The sequence below is a fragment of the Escherichia sp. E2586 genome, from assembly GCF_005781105.1.
In the GTDB taxonomy this organism is placed as follows: Bacteria; Pseudomonadota; Gammaproteobacteria; order Enterobacterales; family Enterobacteriaceae; genus Escherichia.
In genome coordinates, this window is the sequence record NZ_VATN01000022.1 from 21,507 (window position 1) to 43,981 (window position 22,475).

The following is a 22,475-nucleotide window of genomic DNA, read 5'->3' on the forward strand; positions in this document are numbered from 1 at the left end:
TAATTTCCTTATTTCGATATAAAAATAATTAAAAATATCAATGTAAAACAACATAATAGTGATTATAAATTAATTGGAACGATCTAATTTATGCGTAATTTGTACGATTGGTGTGCAAAAAATACAACAAGGGAAGTATGAATCTGTGATCGAAACGACGATCTCCTGCGATCCATGGCGTTAACGGATCGCATGAGTAAAAGGAGATTATGATAAAGTAAATGCCTTGATCTTATGGGGGTTTGGAGTAGTCATGGCGAAGTCGGATACAGGAAGAAAGCGGGTAACATTAACCGATGTTGCACGTGCGGCTGGCGTTTCGAAATCGACCGTGTCGCTGGTACTCAACGACAGTCCGCTTATCAAAAAAGAGACGCAACAAAAAGTCCAGCAAGCCATTGAGCAATTAGGCTATGTCTATAACCGTTTTGCTGCCAATCTGCGTTCGCAAAAATCGCTGACTATCGGCGTGGTGATTGATGATTTGACCAACCCTTTTTTCGCTGAATTTACAATGGGCCTTGAGATCACGCTGGCGGAGCACGGTTTTATCACCGTAATGTCCAATACCTCCCAGCGTAGCGATCGGCAAAAACAGGTACTTGATACCTTGCTGGAACACCACGTCGCGGGCATTGTCCTCTGTCCAGTAAACAGCACCTCAGAAGCCGATTTACAGCGTTATGCCAACAGTTCCACACCCTTATTAATCACAATGCGCCCTCTGGACTGGCAACAATTGCCCGTCGATTACGTTGGCGTGGACAGCCACGCAGGCGTCCGGGAAGCTACGGAATATCTCATTCAACAAGGGCACAGAGACATCGTGTTTATTGGGGGACTTACGCACCATATGCGTTATCAGGGATACCTGGAGGCGATGAACCATCATGATTTACAGCCGTGGAGCACTGATGCTTTTTCGCTTCGCGCTGAACCGACTCAGGCCAACGGTTACCAGTTGATGCAACAACTGTTGGATATGCCTTCGCCACCCACAGCGGTGATTTGTTATAACGATTTAATGGCTTTTGGCGCGGAGTCGGCACTGGGCGAAAGAGGATTATTTGCCGGGGAAGATATTTCGTTGATTGGTAATGATGGCGTGGCGGCTTGTGCTTACAGTAACCCGCCGTTAACCACAATTGCGGTAGAACCATTGGCTCTGGGGAAACAGGCGGCGCAGCAAATTTTACGGCGTATTGCGCAGCCAGACGCACCGCTCAGCCATTACGTCTATCGCCCAACCCTGCAAATTCGCGCTTCTACCGGAAGACGGGGGCGTTAAATGCTGTAGCGAGAAACTGTTTCTCGCTATACTCTCTATCCCTTTTTAACAGCAGGTAACTCCATTCACTATGGCTGGAAATAAACCCTTCAACAAACAGCAGGCTGAGCTTCGCGAACGCGATCCACAAGTTGCCGGGCTGAAAGTGCCTCCGCACTCGATCGAAGCGGAGCAGTCGGTGTTGGGCGGTTTAATGCTGGATAACGAACGCTGGGACGATGTGGCCGAGCGTGTAGTGGCAGACGATTTCTACACCCGTCCGCACCGCCATATCTTTACCGAAATGGCGCGTTTGCAGGAAGGTGGTAGCCCGATAGACCTGATAACACTGGCGGAATCGCTGGAGCGCCAGGGGCAACTTGATAGCGTCGGTGGTTTCGCTTATCTGGCAGAGCTGTCAAAAAATACGCCAAGTGCGGCGAACATCAGCGCTTATGCTGACATCGTGCGGGAACGTGCTGTTGTCCGTGAGATGATCTCAGTTGCTAACGAGATTGCCGAAGCTGGTTTTGATCCGCAAGGGCGCACCAGTGAAGACTTGCTGGACCTTGCTGAATCCCGCGTCTTTAAAATTGCCGAAAGTCGCGCCAATAAAGACGAAGGGCCGAAGAACATCGCCGATGTGCTCGACGCTACCGTGGCGCGTATTGAGCAACTGTTCCAGCAGCCGCATGATGGCGTTACTGGCGTAAACACCGGCTATGACGATCTCAACAAAAAAACCGCCGGTTTGCAGCCGTCGGACTTGATTATCGTCGCGGCGCGTCCGTCGATGGGTAAAACGACATTTGCGATGAACCTCGTCGAAAATGCGGCGATGTTGCAGGATAAACCGGTACTTATCTTCTCGCTGGAGATGCCATCGGAACAGATTATGATGCGTTCTCTGGCATCGCTGTCGCGCGTTGACCAGACCAAAATCCGTACCGGGCAACTGGATGATGAAGACTGGGCGCGTATTTCTGGCACGATGGGCATTTTGCTCGAGAAACGTAACATCTATATTGATGACTCCTCCGGTCTGACGCCAACGGAAGTGCGCTCGCGCGCGCGTCGTATTGCCCGTGAGCACGGCGGCATCGGGCTTATCATGATCGACTACCTGCAGCTGATGCGTGTGCCGTCACTTTCCGACAACCGTACGCTGGAAATTGCGGAAATCTCCCGCTCGCTGAAGGCGCTGGCAAAGGAACTGAATGTGCCGGTGGTGGCCCTGTCCCAGTTGAACCGTTCTCTGGAACAACGTGCCGACAAACGTCCGGTCAACTCCGACTTGCGTGAATCCGGCTCCATCGAGCAGGATGCGGACTTGATCATGTTTATCTATCGTGATGAGGTTTATCACGAGAACAGTGATTTGAAAGGCATCGCGGAAATTATTATCGGTAAACAACGTAACGGCCCAATCGGGACGGTACGCCTGACCTTTAACGGTCAATGGTCGCGCTTCGACAACTACGCGGGGCCGCAGTACGATGACGAATAATAATTATTTTATGTATTAGGTAATTAAAGCAAACACTTATCAAGGAATACAAATGCAAGCGGCAACTGTAGTGATTAACCGCCGCGCTCTGCGACACAACTTGCAACGTCTGCGTGAACTGGCCCCCGCCAGTAAACTGGTTGCGGTGGTGAAAGCGAACGCTTATGGTCACGGTCTTCTTGAAACCGCGCGAACGCTTCCTGATGCCGACGCCTTTGGCGTAGCCCGTCTCGAAGAAGCCCTGCGGCTTAGAGCAGGGGGCATCACGCAACCTATATTGTTACTGGAAGGCTTTTTTGAAGCAGACGATCTGCCGACGATTTCCGCTGAACATCTGCATACTGCCGTGCATAACGAAGAACAGCTTGCTGCTCTGGAAGAGGCCAGTCTGGAGGAGCCAGTTACCGTCTGGATGAAACTCGACACCGGTATGCATCGACTGGGCGTTTTACCGGAACAAGCTGAGGCGTTTTATCAACGTCTTACGCAATGTAAAAACGTCCGTCAGCCGGTGAATATTGTCAGCCACTTTGCTCGCGCTGATGAGCCAAAATGCGGCGCGACTGAGAAACAACTCGATATCTTCAATACCTTTTGCGAAGGCAAACCCGGCAAGCGTTCAATCGCCGCATCGGGCGGAATTTTGTTATGGCCGCAGTCGCATTTTGATTGGGTGCGCCCGGGCATCATTCTTTACGGCGTGTCACCGCTGGAAGATGGCTCCACCGGTGCTGATTTCGGTTGCCAGCCTGTGATGTCACTGACCTCCAGCCTGATTGCCGTGCGTGAGCATAAAGCGGGTGAACCGGTAGGCTATGGCGGCACCTGGATTAGCGAGCGCGATACTCGCCTTGGCGTGGTGGCGATGGGCTATGGCGATGGCTACCCGCGCGCCGCGCCGTCCGGTACGCCAGTGCTGGTTAATGGTCGTGAAGTGCCGATTGTTGGTCGCGTGGCGATGGATATGATCTGCGTAGATTTAGGTCCACAGGCGCAGGATAAAGCCGGGGACCAGGTCATTTTATGGGGTGAAGGTTTGCCCGTAGAGCGTATCGCAGAAATAACAAAAGTGAGTGCTTACGAACTTATCACGCGCCTGACGTCAAGGGTCGCGATGAAATACGTGGATTAATCGTTCTGTAATAGTTGATTGTCTGTGCCGGATGCGGCGTGAATGCCTTATCCGGCACGTAATATCTTGTAAATTCAATAAATTGATATTCTCGCATAGGCCTGATAAACGTCATGCATCTGGTGGTTTTGCGTTTGTCATCAGTCTTACCCTCTGGTTAATTGCCGTTCGTCGCTGAACATCCTCTCGATCTTCGCCATCTTCCGGTTTATTGTGTTTTAACCACCTGCCCGTAAACCTGGAGAACCATCGCGTGTTTCAAAAAGTTGACGCCTATGCTGGCGACCCGATTCTTTCGCTTATGGAGCGTTTTAAAGAAGACACTCGCAGCGACAAAGTGAATTTGAGTATCGGTCTGTACTACAACGAAGACGGGATTATTCCGCAACTAAAAGCTGTCGCGGAAGCGGAAGCGCGTCTGAATGCACAACCTCATGGCGCTTCGCTTTATTTACCGATGGAAGGGCTGAACAGCTATCGCCATGCCATTTCGCCGCTGCTGTTTGGCTCTGACCATCCGGTGTTACAACAACAGCGTGTGGCGACCATTCAGACGCTCGGTGGTTCGGGGGCATTAAAAGTAGGCGCTGACTTCCTGAAACGCTACTTCCCGGAATCAGGCGTCTGGGTCAGCGATCCTACCTGGGAAAACCATGTGGCAATATTCGCGGGGGCTGGATTCGAAGTGAATACTTACCCCTGGTATGACGAAGCGACTAACGGCGTGCGTTTTAATGACCTGTTGGCGACGCTGAAAACATTACCTGCCCGCAGCATTGTGCTGCTGCATCCTTGTTGTCATAACCCAACGGGCGCAGATCTCACCAACGACCAGTGGGATGCGGTGATTGAAATTCTCAAAGCACGCGAGCTTATCCCATTCCTCGATATTGCCTATCAAGGATTTGGTGCCGGTATGGAAGAAGATGCCTATGCCATTCGCGCGATCGCCAGCGCCGGATTACCTGCTCTGGTGAGCAATTCATTCTCAAAAATTTTCTCCCTTTACGGCGAGCGTGTTGGCGGTCTTTCTGTGGTGTGTGAAGATGCCGAAGCCGCAGGCCGCGTACTGGGGCAGTTGAAAGCAACTGTTCGCCGTAACTACTCCAGCCCGCCGAATTTTGGTGCGCAGGTGGTGGCTACGGTGCTGAATGATGCGGCGTTAAAAGCTAGCTGGCTGGCAGAAGTGGAAGAAATGCGTACCCGTATTCTGGCGATGCGTCAGGAACTGGTGAAGGTATTGAGTAAAGAGATGCCAGAACGCAATTTTGATTATCTGCTTAAGCAGCGCGGCATGTTCAGCTATACCGGTTTAAGCGCTGCTCAGGTTGACCGACTGCGTGACGAGTTTGGTGTTTACCTGATTGCCAGCGGCCGCATGTGTGTTGCCGGACTTAATGCGCAAAATGTGCATCGCGTGGCGAAGGCGTTTGCAGCCGTGATGTAATGTCGTTAGCAGGTGGTTGAACAGCCGCCTGCTCAATTTTAACTTGTTGATATAATTAGTATCATTGAGAATAGAGAGAAAGAAATATTCTGCCCCTCATATAAAGCCGCTCACTTCTGGTAAGCGATATTAACCACGGACTAAATGGATATACCTACTCCACGGATAGACATTAAGCTATTAAAAAACACGAACTTCTCTCATGTGATCCTGCTCCCTTTCTCTAACAAAACCGCAGATAATCCTTCCTTTCCCCCGCTGCTGGCGTTATGGTCAGATGGTTTTTTCAACAAATCTCACAATAAAAAGTTTTAACTTACTGACTATTTAGGGAAAAATATGCGCAAGATCACACAGGCATTGAGTGCCGTTTGCTTATTGTTCGCTCTAAACAGTTCCGCTGTTGCCCTGGCCTCATCACCTTCACCGCTTAATCCGGGTACTAACGTAGCCAAACTCGCTGAACAGGCGCCAATTCATTGGGTTTCAGTCGCCCAAATTGAAAACAGTCTGGCAGGACGCCCACAGATGGCTGTTGGGTTTGATATTGATGACACTGTTCTGTTTTCCAGCCCTGGATTCTGGCGCGGCAAAAAAACGTTCTCGCCAGAAAGCGAAGATTATCTAAAAAACCCAGCATTCTGGGAAAAGATGAACAACGGTTGGGATGAATTTAGTATTCCAAAAGAGGTCGCGCGTCAGCTGATTGATATGCATGTCCGCCGTGGCGACACCATTTTCTTTGTGACAGGTCGTAGCCCTACGAAAACTGAAACAGTGTCAAAAACGCTGGCTGATGACTTTCACATTCCTGCAACCAGTATGAACCCGGTGATTTTTGCGGGCGATAAAGCAGGACAAAATACAAAAACGCAGTGGCTACAGGATAAAAATATCCGAATTTTTTATGGTGATTCCGATAACGATATTACCGCTGCACGTGATGTTGGCATCCGTGGCATCCGCATTCTGCGAGCCTCCAACTCCACCTACAAACCCTTGCCACAAGCGGGTGCATTCGATGAAGAGGTGATCATCAATTCAGAATACTGATAAGTCGGGAGAGCGCCTGACTCTCCCGAATGCTGTTTTTTTAATCGCACCTTTATCCTTTCGCTGTCTTGCTGCAAACTGATTAAGAGAGTTTTATCAAGGAGCAGCACATGTGGTTTCAAAAGACGCTCACGCTTAGCGCTAAATCTCGTGGGTTTCATTTGGTAACGGATGAAATCCTGACTCAACTAGCTGATATGCCGCGTGTTAATGTCGGTTTACTGCACCTGTTGCTGCAACACACTTCCGCCTCTCTGACACTTAATGAGAATTGCGACCCCACAGTACGCTATGACATGGAGCGTTTTTTCCTCCGCACCGTTCCCGACAACGGAAACTATGAGCATGACTATGAAGGGGCAGACGATATGCCTTCTCATATCAAATCCTCGATGCTGGGGGTATCGCTCGTATTGCCAGTGCATCAGGGGCGTATTCAGACCGGCACCTGGCAGGGAATATGGCTTGGGGAACATCGCATCCACGGCGGTTCGCGTCGCATTATCGCGACACTACAAGGGGAGTAAAAAATGACCATTTCGGAGTTGCTACAATATTGCATGGCAAAACCAGGCGCAGAACAGAGTGTGCATAGTGACTGGAAAGCAACGCAAATCAAAGTGGAAGATGTGCTGTTTGCGATGGTGAAAGAAGTGGAAAATCGCCCAGCGGTTTCGCTGAAAACCAGCCCTGCGCTGGCCGAGCTTTTGCGACAGCAGCATAGCGATGTTCGTCCCAGTCGGCATCTGAACAAAGCGCACTGGAGCACCGTATATCTCGACGGCTCGTTGCCGGATTCGCAAATCTATTATCTGGTCGATGCGTCGTATCAGCAGGCGGTGAATTTGCTGCCGGAAGAAAAACGTAAATTGCTGGTGCAATTCTGAAAGGAAAAGACCGTTCAGCAAGCGGCCTGAGAATGATGACAAACGCAAAATTGCCTGATGCGCTACGCTTATCAGGCCTACGTAACCCATGCAATATATTGAAATTGCATGTTTTTGTAGGCCGGATAAGGCGTTCACACCGCATCCGGCAAGAACAAAGCGCACTTTGTCAATAATCTGAGGCCGCTCAGAAAGCGGCCTTAACGATTACAGCATCGGCTTGAGGAAGCGTGCCGTGTGTGATGCTTCACACTCCGCGACGGTTTCTGGCGTACCGGAGACGAGGATCTCGCCGCCGCCGCTACCACCTTCCGGCCCCAGGTCGACAATCCAGTCTGCGGTTTTGATTACGTCGAGATTGTGCTCAATCACCACAATGGTGTTGCCCTGATCGCGCAGTTTATGCAGCACGTCGAGCAGTTGCTGAATATCGGCGAAGTGCAGGCCGGTAGTCGGCTCGTCGAGAATATACAGCGTCTGCCCGGTGCCGCGTTTTGACAGCTCACGCGCCAGCTTCACACGCTGGGCTTCACCGCCGGAAAGCGTGGTTGCGGACTGCCCCAGGCGAATGTACGTCAGGCCAACATCCATTAGCGTTTGCAGCTTACGCGCCAGTGCAGGTACGGCATCGAAGAACTCTCGCGCCTCTTCGATGGTCATATCCAACACTTCGTGGATGGTTTTGCCTTTGTACTTAATCTCCAGCGTTTCACGGTTATAGCGTTTACCTTTGCACTGGTCGCACGGTACGTAAATATCCGGCAGGAAGTGCATCTCCACTTTGATTACGCCATCGCCCTGACAGGCTTCGCAGCGTCCGCCACGGACGTTAAAGCTGAAACGCCCCGGCGTATAGCCGCGCGCACGAGATTCCGGTACGCCCGCAAACAGTTCGCGCACAGGCGTAAACACGCCAGTATAGGTCGCCGGGTTAGAACGCGGAGTACGACCAATCGGGCTTTGGTCGATATCGATGACTTTATCGAAATGCTCAAGTCCCTGAATATCTCGATACGGTGCCGGTTCGGCGATGGTCGCGCCGTTCAACTGGCGTTGGGCAATCGGGAACAGCGTGTCGTTAATCAGCGTCGATTTACCAGAACCTGAAACACCTGTAATGCAGGTAAACAGACCGACCGGCAGCGTCAGCGTTACGTCTTTCAGGTTGTTGCCACGCGCGCCTGTCAGCTTCAACACTTTTTCCGGATCCGCCGGAACGCGTTTCTTCGGCACTTCAATCTTGCGTTTACCGCTCATGTACTGCCCGGTCAACGACTCCGGCACGGCCATAATCGCTTCCAGTGGACCTTCCGCGACCACTTCACCGCCGTGTACACCCGCGCCTGGACCAATGTCGATAACGTGGTCAGCGGCGCGAATCGCGTCTTCGTCGTGCTCCACCACAATCACGGTATTACCGAGATCGCGCAGGTGGATAAGCGTACCCAGCAGGCGTTCGTTATCGCGCTGGTGCAGGCCGATAGACGGCTCATCCAGTACATACATCACGCCAACCAGCCCCGCGCCAATCTGGCTCGCCAGACGGATACGCTGGGCTTCACCGCCGGAAAGCGTTTCTGCCGAGCGGGAAAGTGTCAGATAGTTCAGACCGACGTTAACGAGGAATTTCAGACGATCGCCAATCTCTTTGAGGATTTTTTCTGCAATCTTCGCCCGCTGACCAGCGAGTTTGAGATTGTTGAAAAACTCCATCGCATGACCAATGCTCATGTCGGAGATAGCAGGCAGCGGCGTATTCTCGACATACACGTGGCGTGCTTCCCGACGCAGACGTGTTCCGTCGCAGCTGGTACACGGGCGATTGCTGATAAACTTGGCTAACTCTTCGCGTACCGCGCTGGATTCCGTCTCTTTATAACGGCGTTCCATATTATGCAGCACGCCTTCGAACGGATGACGACGAATGGAGGTATCGCCACGATCGTTCATGTATTTGAATTCGATGTTTTCTTTGCCAGAACCGTAAAGCACCACTTTATGCACGTTCGCGCTCAGGCTGCCCCACGGCGCTTCGACGTCGAACTTATAGTGATCTGCCAGCGATTTCAGCATCTGGAAGTAATAGAAGTTGCGGCGATCCCAGCCACGGATCGCACCGCCAGCCAGCGACAGTTCCGGATTCTGGATCACGCGGTCAGGATCGAAATATTGCTGTACGCCGAGGCCGTCACAGGTCGGGCAGGCCCCCGCCGGGTTGTTAAACGAAAACAGACGTGGTTCCAGTTCACGCATACTGTAGCCGCAAATCGGACAGGCGAAGTTGGCGGAAAATAGCAGCTCTTCCGCTTTTGGATCGTCCATATCAGCGACGACCGCTGTACCGCCAGAAAGCTCCAGCGCCGTTTCAAACGACTCAGCCAGACGTTGGGTGAGATCGTCGCGCACTTTGAAACGATCAATAACCACTTCAATGGTGTGTTTCTTTTGCAGTTCCAGTTTCGGTGGATCGGAAAGATCGCAGACTTCGCCATCTATGCGCGCACGGATGTAGCCTTGACTTGCCAGATTCTCCAGCGTTTTCGTGTGTTCGCCTTTGCGCTCTTTAATAATCGGCGCCAGCAGCATCAGACGTTTACCTTCCGGCTGCGACAGCACGTTATCCACCATCTGGCTGACAGTTTGCGCCGCCAGCGGAACATCGTGGTCCGGGCAGCGCGGCTCACCGACGCGAGCGTACAGCAGACGCAAATAGTCGTGGATTTCGGTGATTGTCCCCACCGTAGAGCGCGGGTTATGAGACGTCGATTTCTGTTCAATTGAGATGGCGGGTGAAAGCCCCTCAATATGGTCGACGTCCGGCTTTTCCATCAGTGACAGAAACTGCCGCGCATAGGCGGAAAGGGATTCAACGTAACGACGCTGCCCTTCGGCATATAAGGTGTCGAAAGCGAGCGAGGATTTGCCAGAACCCGAAAGCCCGGTCACGACAATGAGTTTGTCGCGGGGGATAACGAGGTTGATGTTTTTTAGATTATGGGTGCGGGCGCCCCGAACTTCGATCTTATCCATTCACCTTTCCCGGATTAAACGCTTTTTTGCCCGGTGGCATGGTGCTACCGGCGATCACAAACGGTTAATTATGACACAGAATGACCTGAATGAATATACAGTGTTGGAATGTGAAACCCAGAGCGCGATGTAACAATGTTTGACCAGAATTGTTTAGCGGAACCGAGGTCACAACATAGTAAAACCGCTATTGGTAATGCTACAATCGCGCGTTTACACTTATTAGAACGTTTTTTTTCAGGAGACATGAACATGGCCAGCAGAGGCGTAAACAAGGTTATTCTCGTTGGTAATCTGGGTCAGGACCCGGAAGTACGCTATATGCCAAATGGTGGCGCAGTTGCCAACATTACGCTGGCTACTTCCGAATCCTGGCGTGATAAAGCGACCGGCGAGATGAAAGAGCAGACTGAATGGCACCGCGTTGTGCTGTTCGGCAAACTGGCTGAAGTGGCCAGCGAATATCTGCGCAAAGGTTCACAGGTTTATATCGAAGGTCAGCTGCGTACCCGCAAATGGACCGATCAATCCGGTCAGGATCGCTACACCACGGAAGTGGTGGTGAACGTTGGCGGCACCATGCAGATGCTGGGTGGTCGTCAGGGCGGTGGCGCTCCGGCTGGCGGTAACGTCGGTGGCGGTCAGCCGCAGGGCGGTTGGGGTCAGCCTCAGCAGCCGCAGGGTGGCAATCAGTTCAGCGGCGGCGCACAGTCTCGCCCGCAGCAGTCCGCTCCGGCAGCGCCGTCTAACGAGCCGCCGATGGATTTCGATGACGATATCCCATTCTGATTTTGTTTTAAGGTAGGTGATTAGCGCATCTGCCAGGGATAAAAAAAGAAGCCTCCATAATGGAGGCTTCTGCATATCACACCAAAATCATCGGCCATTGTGGTGGTGCCTGATTTGTGGCTTCGACCATTACCGACTCAATATTGTGCCAGATTGCGGCAATATCCATCATGGTGATTCCGAGCAGTCCCATCGCGAACCAGCAGGCGGAAACAACGCCCAGGCCACTACTGATCACCGCGAGTCCTATGTAATCAGACCGACGAAAACGGATGTTGAGCGTACTTGCCAGAAACATCAGTACGGCGCTAAGAAGCTGCCAGCGAAGAAGAACCACGCCAGTGGTGAGGGTAGCCATCGAACATTTCCTCTGAAAATAACCGATGCCCTGGACAGCACGGTGTTGTTCACGGGAGGCGTGATGCACTCTGGCTATCATGGGGCTTGCAAAATACCAAAATGAAACAATTAGTGCGTTTCATTATTTTTGTGAACTATATCACAATTGGTTGTTTGTTAGCCAGATAGAGTCGCTATTTTTATTAGCATGCTTATTTTGTGGTTTTTCAGTGGCGTCGCGGAAATACAAAATATCGTATCTTCCTGACTGACCCGTATTTTTTAGTAAATTCTTTTTGATATCAGCGTGTTATTTTTAATAAAACAACGATTATAAAGGTATCAATTTCAAATCAGGCAAAAGTGCTATTTATACCGTAAGATTTATCTAACGTCGTCGGTGGCCAGGGTTTTCACCTTGCAATGATCAGCTATAACCAGACAGGGAATTGATAGAAATGAGTCATCGTGCACGACACAAATTGCTGGCGTTGCCGGGCATTATCTTTGTAGCACTCCTCCCCATCATCCTGTCACTATGGATTGCCTTCATTTGGGCAAAATCAGAAGTGAACAATCAGCTTCGTGTCTTTGCCCAACTGGCGCTGGATAAATCCGAGCTGGTCATTCAACAGGCAGATTCAGCGAGCGATGAAGCGAAACGCTATCAGGGGCAAGTTTGTACACCGGATCATCAAAAGCGAATGTTGAATATTATTCGTGGCTATCTTTATATCAATGAACTGATATATGCCCAGGATAACCATTTTTTATGTTCTTCACTTATCGCCCCTGCTGACGGATATATGATCGCCCCCGCGGATTATAAGCGTGACCCTGACATTTCTATCTATTATTATCGCGATACCCCTTTTTTCTCCGGTTATAAAATGACTTATATGCAGCGGGGTAATTATGTGGCGGTCATCAATCCTTTATTCTGGAGTGAGGTGATATCTGACGATCCGACGCTACAATGGGGCGTGTATGATACGGTGACGAAAACCTTTTTTTCGTTAAGCAACCAGGCCTCGGCTGAAACGTTTACTCCGTTAATTCATCTGAATGATTTAACGGTGCAACGAAATGGTCATTTGTATGCAATGGTACATTCGACAAAACGCCCAATAGCGGCCATTGTTGCCACTTCAAATAAACGTCTTATCGCTCATTTTTATAATCATCTTATTTTTGCTTTGCCCGCAGGTATTTTTTGCAGTCTGGTACTCCTGTTACTCTGGTTGCGGATTAGCCAGGAGTACCAGTCACCCAAACGCAAATTGCAACGCGCCCTCGAAAAAAGACAGCTTTGTCTTTATTACCAGCCAATTATCGATATCAAAACAGAAAAATGTATTGGCGCTGAAGCATTGCTACGTTGGCCAGGTGGTCAGGGGCAAGTGATGAGTCCGGCAGAGTTTATCCCATTGGCGGAAAAAGAGGGGATGATTGAGTTAGTCACTGATTATGTTATTGATAATGTATTCAGCGATCTGGGGGCGTATCTGGCAACACATGCCGATCGCTATGTTTCTATTAACCTGTCGGCCTCCGACTTTCATACATCGCGTTTAATTGCGCGAACCAATCAGAAAATAGAGCAATACGCGGTGCGTCCGCAGCAAATTAAATTTGAAGTTACTGAACATGCGTTTCTTGATGTCACCAAAATGACGCCGATTATTCATGCTTTCCGTCAGGCCGGTTATGAAGTTGCGATTGATGACTTCGGTATTGGCTACTCCAACTTACACAACCTTAATTCATTGAATATCGATATTTTGAAAATCGATAAATCGTTTGTTGAGACGCTGACCACGCACAAAACCAGCCATTTGATTGCGGAACACATCATTGAACTGGCGCACAGTCTGGGGCTAAAAACGATAGCGGAAGGGGTAGAAACGTCAGAACAGGTTAATTGGCTGCGCAAACGCGGCGTGCGTTATTGTCAGGGCTGGTATTTTGCAAAGGCGATGCCGCCGCAAATGTTTATGGAATGGACAGGGAAATTACCCGCACATGAGTTAATGTGCGGGCAATAATTCTAGATACGGTGGCGATAATCGCTGGGAGTGCGATCAAACTGCCGACGGAAAACGCGGGAAAAGGTCTGCTGCGAGACATACCCAAGATCCATTGCGATATCAAAAATAGGGCGCTCGGTGGTGCGTAACTCAACGGCAGCCAGTAACAGGCGGCGTTGACGAATGTAATCACCAAGTGTCTGATGCGTTACCGTGCGGAACATCCGCTGTAAGTACCACTTTGAATAACCTGATTTTTTTGCGACGACATCAATGTTCAGTGGCTGGTCAATATGCTCGTCAATCCATGCGATAAGATCCTGAATAATTTTCTGATGGGACATAAATCTGCCTCTTTTCAGTGTTCAGTTCGTTAATTCATCTGTTGGGGAGTATAATTCCTCAAGTTAACTTGAGGTAAAGCGATTTATGGAAAAGAAATTACCCCGCATTAAAGCCTTGCTCACCCCAGGCGAAGTGGCGAAACGCAGTGGGGTAGCGGTATCTGCACTGCATTTCTATGAGAGCAAAGGGCTGATTACCAGTATTCGAAATAGCGGCAATCAGCGACGATATAAGCGTGATGTGCTGCGATATGTGGCGATTATCAAGATTGCTCAACGTATTGGCATTCCATTGGCGACTATTAGTGAAGCATTTGGTGTGTTGCCTGAAGGGCATACATTAAGCGCCAAAGAGTGGAAGCAGCTTTCTTCGCAATGGCGAGAAGAATTAGATCGGCGCATTCATACCTTAGTGGCTCTGCGAGATGAACTGGACGGTTGTATTGGCTGCGGCTGCCTTTCGCGTAGCGACTGCCCGTTGCGTAACCCGGGCGACCGCTTAGGGGAAGAAGGTACTGGTGCGCGTTTGCTGGAAGACGAGCAAAACTAAAGCGCCACAAGGGCGCTTTAGTTTGTTTCCGGTCTTTGTCTTTCACTCTATCCCGCTGGTACACAGGAGGGTTGCCCCCGACGTCAACACACCTCATTCGAGCACGTGGTGGAGGTTCCGGTTGGTGTTGATACTTTAATTGTATGCCGCCTCCGTATCTTCGCCAGTGCAAAAAGACGCTTTTTAGACGCAATGTTTTTGCCATCTTGCACGATTTTTTACTGCAACCCTTCGCTACAAGCTACCTACAAATGCCGTAATTTTGCGCATCGACGATAACGTTTGCGCATCAATTGCCTGGTTTTTCATCGTCAATACAAGAAAAGGGAAAAAAGCAGCAAACTTCGGTTGAAAAAGCCGCTATGATCGCCGGATAATCGTTTGCTTTTTTTTACCACCCGTTTTGTATGCGCGGAGCTAAACGTTTGCTTTTTTGCGACGCCCCACATTGTCGCAAACCTGAAGCAGGAAGATAACGTTTCGCTGGCAGGGGATTGTCCGCCACGCATCTTGACGAAAAATAAACTCTCAGGGGATGTTTTCTATGTCTACGCCATCAGCGCGTACCGGCGGTTCACTCGACGCCTGGTTTAAAATTTCACAACGTGGAAGCACTGTCCGTCAGGAAGTGGTTGCCGGGTTAACAACGTTTCTGGCGATGGTCTACTCGGTCATCGTCGTTCCGGGCATGCTGGGTAAAGCAGGCTTCCCACCAGCAGCCGTTTTTGTTGCGACCTGTCTGGTTGCCGGGATTGGTTCTATCGCGATGGGGCTGTGGGCCAATTTGCCGCTGGCTATCGGTTGCGCTATCTCCCTGACCGCGTTTACTGCATTCAGTCTGGTGCTGGGGCAGCATATTAGCGTTCCGGTCGCGCTGGGCGCCGTGTTCCTGATGGGGGTGCTGTTTACAGTCATTTCTGCAACGGGTATCCGTAGCTGGATTTTGCGCAACTTGCCACACGGTGTGGCGCACGGTACGGGGATTGGTATCGGCCTGTTCCTGCTGCTGATTGCTGCGAATGGTGTTGGCCTGGTCATTAAAAATCCGCTCGACGGTCTGCCGGTTGCGCTGGGTGATTTCGCCACCTTCCCGGTCATTATGTCGCTGGTAGGTCTGGCGGTGATCGTCGGTCTGGAAAAACTGAAAGTGCCGGGCGGCATTCTGCTGACCATTATCGGTATCTCGATTGTGGGCCTGATCTTCGATCCTAACGTTCATTTCTCCGGCGTTTTCGCTATGCCGTCACTGAGCGATGAAAATGGTAACTCGCTGATTGGTAGCCTGGATATTATGGGCGCGCTGAATCCGGTGGTACTGCCGAGCGTACTGGCGCTGGTGATGACGGCGGTCTTTGATGCGACCGGAACCATCCGTGCAGTCGCCGGTCAGGCGAACCTGCTGGATAAAGACGGGCAGATCATTGATGGCGGCAAAGCGCTGACCACCGACTCCCTGAGCAGCGTTTTCTCAGGCCTGGTGGGGGCGGCTCCGGCCGCGGTATACATCGAGTCTGCGGCGGGTACGGCAGCGGGTGGTAAAACCGGTCTGACGGCAATCACCGTTGGCGTGCTGTTCCTGCTGATTCTGTTCCTCTCTCCGCTTTCTTACCTTGTTCCAGGTTACGCAACGGCTCCTGCGTTGATGTATGTTGGCCTGCTGATGTTGAGTAACGTGGCGAAAATCGACTTTGCTGATTTTGTCGATGCGATGGCGGGGCTGGTGACGGCGGTATTCATTGTACTGACTTGTAACATCGTGACCGGCATTATGATCGGTTTCGCGACCCTGGTTATTGGCCGTCTGGTTTCTGGCGAATGGCGTAAGCTGAACATTGGTACCGTTGTTATCGCCGCGGCACTGGTGACCTTCTACGCGGGTGGCTGGGCTATCTAATCTTTAATAAGATTCTGAAAACGGGTGGCAATGGCTGCCCGTTTTTATTTTCTCCGTACATTGTGTGAGCTTTTGCGATATTCTGAAAAAACTGAGAATTCAGGCATAACGCCTTTCTCAAACCATAAAACATCGCAAACAGGGAACGCATGGAAATCTTCTTTACCATACTGATAATGACCCTCGTGGTTTCGCTGTCCGGGGTGGTCACTCGTGTCATGCCCTTTCAGATTCCGCTTCCGCTTATGCAAATCGCCATTGGTGCGCTACTGGCGTGGCCGACGTTTGGTTTGCATGTGGAGTTTGATCCTGAACTCTTTTTAGTTTTGTTTATTCCGCCGCTGCTCTTTGCTGATGGCTGGAAAACGCCGACCCGTGAATTTCTCGAACATGGTCGGGAGATCTTCGGTCTTGCGCTGGCGCTGGTGGTAGTCACCGTAGTCGGCATTGGCTTCCTCATTTACTGGGTGGTGCCAGGCATTCCGCTAATTCCGGCCTTTGCGCTGGCGGCGGTGCTCTCTCCGACCGATGCCGTGGCGCTCTCCGGGATTGTTGGCGAAGGGCGAATACCGAAAAAAATCATGGGCATTTTGCAGGGCGAAGCGTTGATGAATGACGCCTCCGGCCTGGTGTCGCTGAAGTTTGCCGTGGCAGTCGCGATGGGAACGATGATCTTCACTGTTGGCGGTGCGACGGTCGAATTTATGAAAGTCGCGATCGGCGGTATTCTCGCGGGGTTTGTGGTGAGCTGGCTATATGGTCGCTCGCTGCGCTTCCTGAGCCGCTGGGGCGGCGATGAACCTGCGACACAGATAGTCCTGCTGTTCCTGCTGCCGTTCGCCTCTTATCTGATTGCCGAACATATTGGCGTTTCCGGTATCCTTGCGGCAGTTGCTGCCGGGATGACCATTACCCGTTCAGGCGTGATGCGCCGTGCGCCGCTGGCGATGCGTCTGCGTGCGAACAGCACCTGGGCGATGCTGGAGTTTGTCTTTAACGGCATGGTGTTCTTGCTGTTGGGCCTGCAACTGCCGGGCATTCTGGAGACGTCGCTGATGGCGGCAGAGATCGACCCGAACGTCGAAATCTGGATGCTGTTTACCGACATCATCTTGATTTACGCAGCGCTCATGCTGGTCCGTTTCGGCTGGCTGTGGACGATGAAAAAGTTCAGTAACCGCTTCCTGAAGAAGAAACCGATGGAGTTTGGTTCGTGGACCACACGAGAAATTCTTATCGCGTCTTTTGCCGGGGTTCGCGGGGCTATCACCCTGGCTGGTGTGCTCTCTATTCCGCTGCTGTTGCCGGATGGCAACGTCTTCCCGGCGCGTTATGAGCTGGTGTTCCTGGCGGCTGGCGTCATTCTCTTCTCGCTGTTTGTTGGCGTGGTGATGCTGCCTGTTCTGCTGCAACACATTGAAGTCGCAGATCATTCTCAGCAGCTGAAAGAGGAACGCATTGCGCGCGCGGCAACGGCAGAAGTGGCGATTGTGGCGATCCAGAAAATGGAAGAGCGACTGGCGGCGGACACTGAAGAGAATATCGACAACCAGCTGCTTACCGAAGTCAGCTCTCGCGTCATCGGTAACCTGCGTCGTCGCGCCGACGGCCGAAACGACGTTGAAAGTTCTGTCCAGGAAGAGAACCTGGAACGTCGCTTCCGTCTGGCGGCGTTGCGTTCTGAACGTGCGGAACTTTATCACCTGCGCGCCACGCGGGAGATCAGCAACGAAACGCTGCAAAAGTTGCTACACGATCTTGATTTGCTGGAAGCGTTGTTAATAGAAGAGAACCAATAACGCTTTGGCGGTGTAATCGGTAAAAAGGTGCAGTACATCGCACCTTTTTACCGTTGGTCAGGTGACCAGAGGCTAGTGGAGATTAATGCGCGCGGCCCTGCTCAACGCCAAAGCCGGTCTGGGAACGGATAAATTGCGCACGGAACAGTTCACGCTCGCGCGCCCCTTCCGCTGAATTATCGGTTGCCGAGAAGAACCAGATGCCGAGGAATGCCACGGAGATGGAGAACAGCGCCGGGTATTCGTACGGGAAGATGGCTTTTTCGTGACCGAGGATCTGTACCCAAATCGTTGGGCCGAGGATCATCAGTACTACCGCAGTAATCAGCCCTAACCAACCGCCCATCATTGCGCCACGAGTAGTCAACTTCGACCAGTACATGGAAAGCAGAATGATTGGGAAGTTGCAGCTCGCGGCGATGGCAAACGCCAGGCCCACCATGAACGCGATGTTCTGATTCTCAAACAGCACGCCGAGGATAATGGCAATCACGCCGAGGATCAGCACGGTGATTTTCGAGACTCGCAGCTCTTCACGTTCGGTTGCGCCTTTTTTGAAGACGTTAGCGTACAGGTCATGCGAAACCGCGGAAGCGCCCGCCAGCGTCAGACCCGCAACTACCGCGAGGATAGTGGCGAAAGCAACCGCTGAAATAAAGCCGAGGAACAGGTTGCCGCCCACCGCATTGGCCAGGTGAACTGCCGCCATGTTGTTACCACCAATCAGATGGCCCGCCGCGTCTTTATATTCCGGATTCGCACCGACCAGCATGATCGCGCCGAAGCCGATAATAAAGGTCAGGATGTAGAAGTAGCCCATAAATCCGGTGGCGTAGAACACGCTCTTACGCGCTTCGCGTGCATCGCTGACCGTAAAGAAGCGCATCAGAATATGCGGCAAGCCAGCCGTACCAAACATCAGTCCAAGCCCCAGAGAGAGCGCGGAGATCGGATCTTTCACCAGTCCGCCCGGTTTCATGATGTCGACACCTTTTGGGTGTACCGCCATCGCTTCGCTGAACAGATTGTTGAAGCTAAAGCCGACGTGTTTCATCACCATAAAGGCCATAAAGCTGGCACCGAACAGCAACAGAACGGCTTTGATAATCTGCACCCAGGTGGTCGCCAGCATGCCGCCGAACAGGACGTACATCATCATCAGCACGCCAACCAGCACCACCGCAATGTGATAGTTAAGGCCGAACAGCAGTTCAATCAATTTACCTGCGCCGACCATCTGGGCGATAAGGTAAAGTGCTACCACCACCAGAGAACCACAAGCCGAAAGAATACGAATCGGCCCTTGTTTCAGGCGGTAAGAAGCCACATCCGCAAAGGTATAGCGGCCTAGGTTACGCAGACGTTCAGCAATCAGGAACAGAATGATTGGCCAGCCCACCAGGAAGCCCAGCGAGTAGATCAGCCCGTCATAGCCGGAAGTAAACACCAGCGCGGAGATCCCCAAAAATGAGGCGGCAGACATATAGTCCCCGGCAATCGCCAGCCCGTTCTGGAAGCCAGTGATATTGCCGCCTGCGGTGTAGTAGTCATTACGAGAACGTACGCGTTTTGACGCCCAGTAGGTAATGCCGAGCGTGAACACGACGAAAATCAGGAACATAATAATCGCCTGCCAGTTTGTTGGCTGGCGCTCAACGGCCCCGCTAATAGCATCCGCGGCGTTAGCTGCGAAAGGGAGTGTGGCGGCAAGCGCCGTCAGAACTCTTTTCATGATGCTTGTACCTCATGCAGGACTTCATTATTTAGACGGTCGAATTCGCCGTTCGCCCGCCAGATGTAGATACCAGTGAGAACAAAGGAGATAACAATGACCCCAACGCCAACGGGAATACCGCGTGTGACGCTGGTGTTCGGATTCAGCGGGGTGCCCAGCCAGCCGGGCGCGAAGGCGATCAGTAAAATAAAGCTGATATAAACTGCCAGCATAATAATCGACAGGATGGTGGCAAACCGTTGCCGTTTTTCGACTAACTCCCTGAAATGCGCATTGTCTTCTATCCGCTGATAAATAGTACCATTCATCACAGATTCTCCAGAGGTAATGTAGGGATTGTTTTAATTCCCGCTCCCTTATGGGAGAAGGTTAACGCTCGGGTAACCCTTGCCGAATGTAGGCCGGATAAGGCGTTCACGCCGCATCCGGCAACCAGTGCCTGATGCGCCGCTGTCGCGTCTTATCAGGCCTACAAACCGTTACCGAATGTAGGCCGGATAAGGCGTTTACGCCGCATCCGGCAATCAACGCCTGATGCGTCGCTGTCGCGTCTTATCAGGCCTACAGCCGTTGCCGAATGTAGGCCGGATAAGGCGTTTACGCCGCATCCGGCAACCAGCGCCTGATGCGCCGCTGTCGCGTCTTATCAGGCCTACAAACCGTTACCGACTCACATCGGGCAATTGTGGGTTACGATGGCATCGCGATAGCCTGCTTCTCTTCAAGCAGCTTCTCGACCACGCCAGGATCGGCAAGCGTCGAGGTATCGCCCAGGTTGCTGGTATCGCCCGCCGCAATTTTGCGCAGAATACGGCGCATAATTTTGCCGGAGCGGGTTTTAGGCAGGGAGTCGGTCCAGTGCAGCACGTCTGGCGTCGCCAGCGGGCCAATCTCTTTACGCACCCAGTTGCGGACTTCTGCGTATAGTTCTGGTGACGGTTCCTCCCCGTGATTAAGCGTGACGTAGGCGTAGATCGCCTGACCTTTAATATTGTGCGGAATACCCACCACGGCGGCTTCGGCAATCTTCGGATGCGCCACCAACGCCGACTCAATCTCCGCCGTCCCCAGACGGTGACCAGAGACGTTCAGCACGTCGTCCACGCGCCCGGTGATCCAGTAATAGCCATCTTCATCGCGACGCGCGCCGTCGCCGCTGAAATACATATTTTTGAAGGTGGAGAAGTAGGTCTGTTCAAAACGTTCGTGATCGCCAAACAGCGTACGCGCCTGACCCGGCCAGGAATCGGTGATCACCAGACTGCCTTCAGCGGCACCTTCTTGTGGATTACCTTCGTTATCCACCAGCGCCGGTTGTACGCCGAAGAACGGACGCGTTGCAGAACCGGCTTTCAGTTCGGTCGCCCCAGGCAGCGGCGTAATCATGAAACCGCCAGTTTCGGTCTGCCACCAGGTGTCGACCACTGGGCATTTCTCGTTGCCGATCTTCTTCCAGTACCACTCCCACGCTTCCGGATTGATTGGCTCGCCCACGGAACCGAGAATGCGTAGCGACGAACGGTCGGTGCCTTCAATCGCTTTATCGCCTTCCGCCATCAGCGCGCGAATCGCCGTTGGCGCGGTGTAAAGAATATTGACCTGATGCTTATCCACCACCTGCGCCATACGGGCAGGCGTCGGCCAGTTCGGTACACCTTCAAACATCAGCGTGGTCGCGCCGCAGGCCAGCGGGCCGTACAGCAAATAACTGTGTCCGGTAACCCAGCCCACATCAGCGGTACACCAGTAGATATCGCCCGGATGATAATCAAAGACATATTTAAAGGTCAGCGCCGCGTACACCAGATAACCGCCGGTAGTGTGCAGCACGCCTTTCGGCTTACCGGTAGAACCGGAGGTGTAGAGAATAAACAGAGGATCTTCGGCGTTTATCTCTTCCGCCTGATGCTGATCGCTGGCTTGCTCAACCAGGTCGTGCCACCACAGGTCGCGCCCTTCCTGCCAGTCGATTTTTCCGCCAGTACGCTTCAGTACCACCACATGTTCAATGCTGGTGACGTTCGGGTTTTTCAGCGCGTCATCAACGTTTTTCTTCAGCGGAATACTACGCCCGGCGCGCACACCTTCATCGGAAGTGATCACCAACCGTGAGTTAGAATCGATAATGCGTCCGGCAACGGCTTCCGGCGAGAAGCCGCCGAAAATTACCGAATGCACCGCGCCAATGCGGGCGCAGGCCAGCATCGCGACCGCAGCTTCCGGTACCATCGGCATATAAATCGCCACCACATCACCTTTTTTAATGCCCAGCTCGAGCAGGGTATTGGCGAAGCGGCAGACGTCGCGGTGCAGCTCTTTATAACTAATATGTTTGCTCTGACTGGCGTCATCGCCTTCCCAGATAATAGCGGTACGATCGCCGTTTTCTTGCAGATGGCGGTCAAGGCAGTTTGCCGCCAGATTCAGCGTGCCGTCCTCGTACCATTTAATGGACACATTACCGGGGGCAAAGGAGGTGTTTTTCACCTTCTGGTACGGTTTGATCCAGTCGAGAATTTTTCCCTGTTCGCCCCAAAAGGTATCTGGTGCGTTAATTGATTGTTGGTACATCGCTTCGTACTGCTGAGGGTTTATCAGGCAATGGTCTGCGATGTTGGCAGGAATGGTGTGTTTGTGTATTTGGCTCATGCTTTTGTTCTCCTTGTAGGATGTTA

18 protein-coding genes and 1 pseudogene are annotated in these 22,475 nt (G+C 51.9%); 12 read left to right on the forward strand and 7 right to left on the reverse strand.

Annotated elements, in window-relative coordinates; all coding sequences use genetic code 11:
- The first annotated feature begins 253 nt into the window (after window positions 1–253).
- The 7 genes from FEK50_RS19385 to FEK50_RS19420 all read left to right on the forward strand — a co-directional run bounded on the left by FEK50_RS19385 (window position 254) and on the right by FEK50_RS19420 (window position 7,293).
- A complete protein-coding gene (locus FEK50_RS19385) occupies window positions 254–1,288 on the forward strand; it encodes a LacI family DNA-binding transcriptional regulator (protein ID WP_130205808.1) in 1,035 nt (344 codons plus the stop codon).
- Between the two features lie 70 nt (window positions 1,289–1,358).
- Window positions 1,359–2,774: a replicative DNA helicase gene (gene dnaB, locus FEK50_RS19390; protein ID WP_130205810.1), complete on the forward strand. Its 1,416-nt coding sequence runs from the start codon at window positions 1,359–1,361 to the stop codon at window positions 2,772–2,774.
- A 52-nt stretch (window positions 2,775–2,826) separates the two neighbouring features.
- Window positions 2,827–3,906, forward strand: coding sequence for an alanine racemase (alr, locus tag FEK50_RS19395; RefSeq protein ID WP_130218569.1), 1,080 nt, complete (start codon window positions 2,827–2,829; stop codon window positions 3,904–3,906).
- Between the two features lie 253 nt (window positions 3,907–4,159).
- Window positions 4,160–5,353 carry an aromatic amino acid transaminase gene (gene tyrB, locus FEK50_RS19400; RefSeq protein ID WP_131161379.1) on the forward strand — a complete coding sequence of 398 codons (1,194 nt, stop codon included), beginning with the start codon at window positions 4,160–4,162 and terminating at the stop codon, window positions 5,351–5,353.
- Window positions 5,354–5,692: 339 nt separating this feature from the next.
- On the forward strand, window positions 5,693–6,406 hold the full coding sequence (aphA, locus tag FEK50_RS19410) for an acid phosphatase AphA (protein WP_130205816.1): 714 nt from the start codon (window positions 5,693–5,695) through the stop codon (window positions 6,404–6,406).
- A gap of 110 nt (window positions 6,407–6,516) precedes the next feature.
- Window positions 6,517–6,933 (forward strand): secondary thiamine-phosphate synthase enzyme YjbQ, encoded by a 417-nt coding sequence (locus FEK50_RS19415; protein WP_130205818.1) that lies wholly within the window; start codon window positions 6,517–6,519, stop codon window positions 6,931–6,933.
- Window positions 6,934–6,936: 3 nt separating this feature from the next.
- Complete coding sequence (locus FEK50_RS19420) at window positions 6,937–7,293, forward strand: MmcQ/YjbR family DNA-binding protein (RefSeq protein WP_130205820.1); 357 nt, start codon at window positions 6,937–6,939, stop codon at window positions 7,291–7,293.
- A 51-nt stretch (window positions 7,294–7,344) separates the two neighbouring features.
- Here FEK50_RS19420 and FEK50_RS24750 read toward each other — a convergent pair.
- Both FEK50_RS24750 and uvrA read right to left on the reverse strand, forming a co-directional pair.
- Window positions 7,345–7,452, reverse strand: a pseudogene (locus FEK50_RS24750) (hypothetical protein); the annotation flags it as partial.
- A 48-nt stretch (window positions 7,453–7,500) separates the two neighbouring features.
- Window positions 7,501–10,323 (reverse strand): excinuclease ABC subunit UvrA, encoded by a 2,823-nt coding sequence (uvrA, locus tag FEK50_RS19425; RefSeq protein WP_130205822.1) that lies wholly within the window; start codon window positions 10,321–10,323, stop codon window positions 7,501–7,503.
- Window positions 10,324–10,575: 252 nt separating this feature from the next.
- On the opposite strand from uvrA, the gene ssb1 reads away from it, so the two are divergent.
- A complete protein-coding gene (gene ssb1, locus FEK50_RS19435) occupies window positions 10,576–11,112 on the forward strand; it encodes a single-stranded DNA-binding protein SSB1 (protein WP_000168309.1) in 537 nt (178 codons plus the stop codon).
- Window positions 11,113–11,188: 76 nt separating this feature from the next.
- Here the strand turns inward: ssb1 and FEK50_RS19440 are convergent, their stop codons facing one another.
- Window positions 11,189–11,470 (reverse strand): YjcB family protein, encoded by a 282-nt coding sequence (locus tag FEK50_RS19440; RefSeq protein ID WP_130205826.1) that lies wholly within the window; start codon window positions 11,468–11,470, stop codon window positions 11,189–11,191.
- 439 nt (window positions 11,471–11,909) lie between these two features.
- On the opposite strand from FEK50_RS19440, the gene FEK50_RS19445 reads away from it, so the two are divergent.
- Window positions 11,910–13,496 carry an EAL domain-containing protein gene (locus tag FEK50_RS19445; protein WP_131161378.1) on the forward strand — a complete coding sequence of 529 codons (1,587 nt, stop codon included), beginning with the start codon at window positions 11,910–11,912 and terminating at the stop codon, window positions 13,494–13,496.
- A gap of 2 nt (window positions 13,497–13,498) precedes the next feature.
- Here FEK50_RS19445 and soxS read toward each other — a convergent pair whose 3' ends face one another.
- Window positions 13,499–13,822, reverse strand: a complete 324-nt coding sequence (soxS, locus tag FEK50_RS19450; RefSeq protein ID WP_000019357.1) for a superoxide response transcriptional regulator SoxS — start codon at window positions 13,820–13,822, stop codon at window positions 13,499–13,501.
- A gap of 85 nt (window positions 13,823–13,907) precedes the next feature.
- Here soxS and soxR point away from each other — a divergent pair, with 85 nt between their 5' ends.
- The 3 genes from soxR (at window position 13,908) to FEK50_RS19465 (ending at window position 18,065) form a co-directional block, all read left to right on the forward strand.
- Complete coding sequence (soxR, locus tag FEK50_RS19455; RefSeq protein ID WP_000412432.1) at window positions 13,908–14,372, forward strand: redox-sensitive transcriptional activator SoxR; 465 nt, start codon at window positions 13,908–13,910, stop codon at window positions 14,370–14,372.
- A 544-nt stretch (window positions 14,373–14,916) separates the two neighbouring features.
- Window positions 14,917–16,266 carry a guanine/hypoxanthine transporter GhxP gene (ghxP, locus tag FEK50_RS19460; protein WP_130205830.1) on the forward strand — a complete coding sequence of 450 codons (1,350 nt, stop codon included), beginning with the start codon at window positions 14,917–14,919 and terminating at the stop codon, window positions 16,264–16,266.
- A gap of 149 nt (window positions 16,267–16,415) precedes the next feature.
- On the forward strand, window positions 16,416–18,065 hold the full coding sequence (locus FEK50_RS19465) for a Na+/H+ antiporter (protein WP_130205832.1): 1,650 nt from the start codon (window positions 16,416–16,418) through the stop codon (window positions 18,063–18,065).
- A gap of 82 nt (window positions 18,066–18,147) precedes the next feature.
- Here FEK50_RS19465 and actP read toward each other — a convergent pair whose 3' ends face one another.
- The 3 genes from actP to acs all read right to left on the reverse strand — a co-directional run bounded on the left by actP (window position 18,148) and on the right by acs (window position 22,449).
- The gene (gene actP / locus FEK50_RS19470; RefSeq protein WP_000832550.1) at window positions 18,148–19,797 is read right to left on the reverse strand and encodes a cation/acetate symporter ActP; all 1,650 of its coding nucleotides are present in this window, start codon (window positions 19,795–19,797) and stop codon (window positions 18,148–18,150) included.
- Complete coding sequence (locus FEK50_RS19475) at window positions 19,794–20,108, reverse strand: DUF485 domain-containing protein (RefSeq protein ID WP_001337746.1); 315 nt, start codon at window positions 20,106–20,108, stop codon at window positions 19,794–19,796. Before FEK50_RS19475 ends, actP begins: the two co-directional genes overlap by 4 nt.
- A gap of 382 nt (window positions 20,109–20,490) precedes the next feature.
- Window positions 20,491–22,449, reverse strand: a complete 1,959-nt coding sequence (gene acs, locus FEK50_RS19480; protein WP_130205834.1) for an acetate--CoA ligase — start codon at window positions 22,447–22,449, stop codon at window positions 20,491–20,493.
- Between the last annotated feature and the right edge of the window lie 26 nt (window positions 22,450–22,475).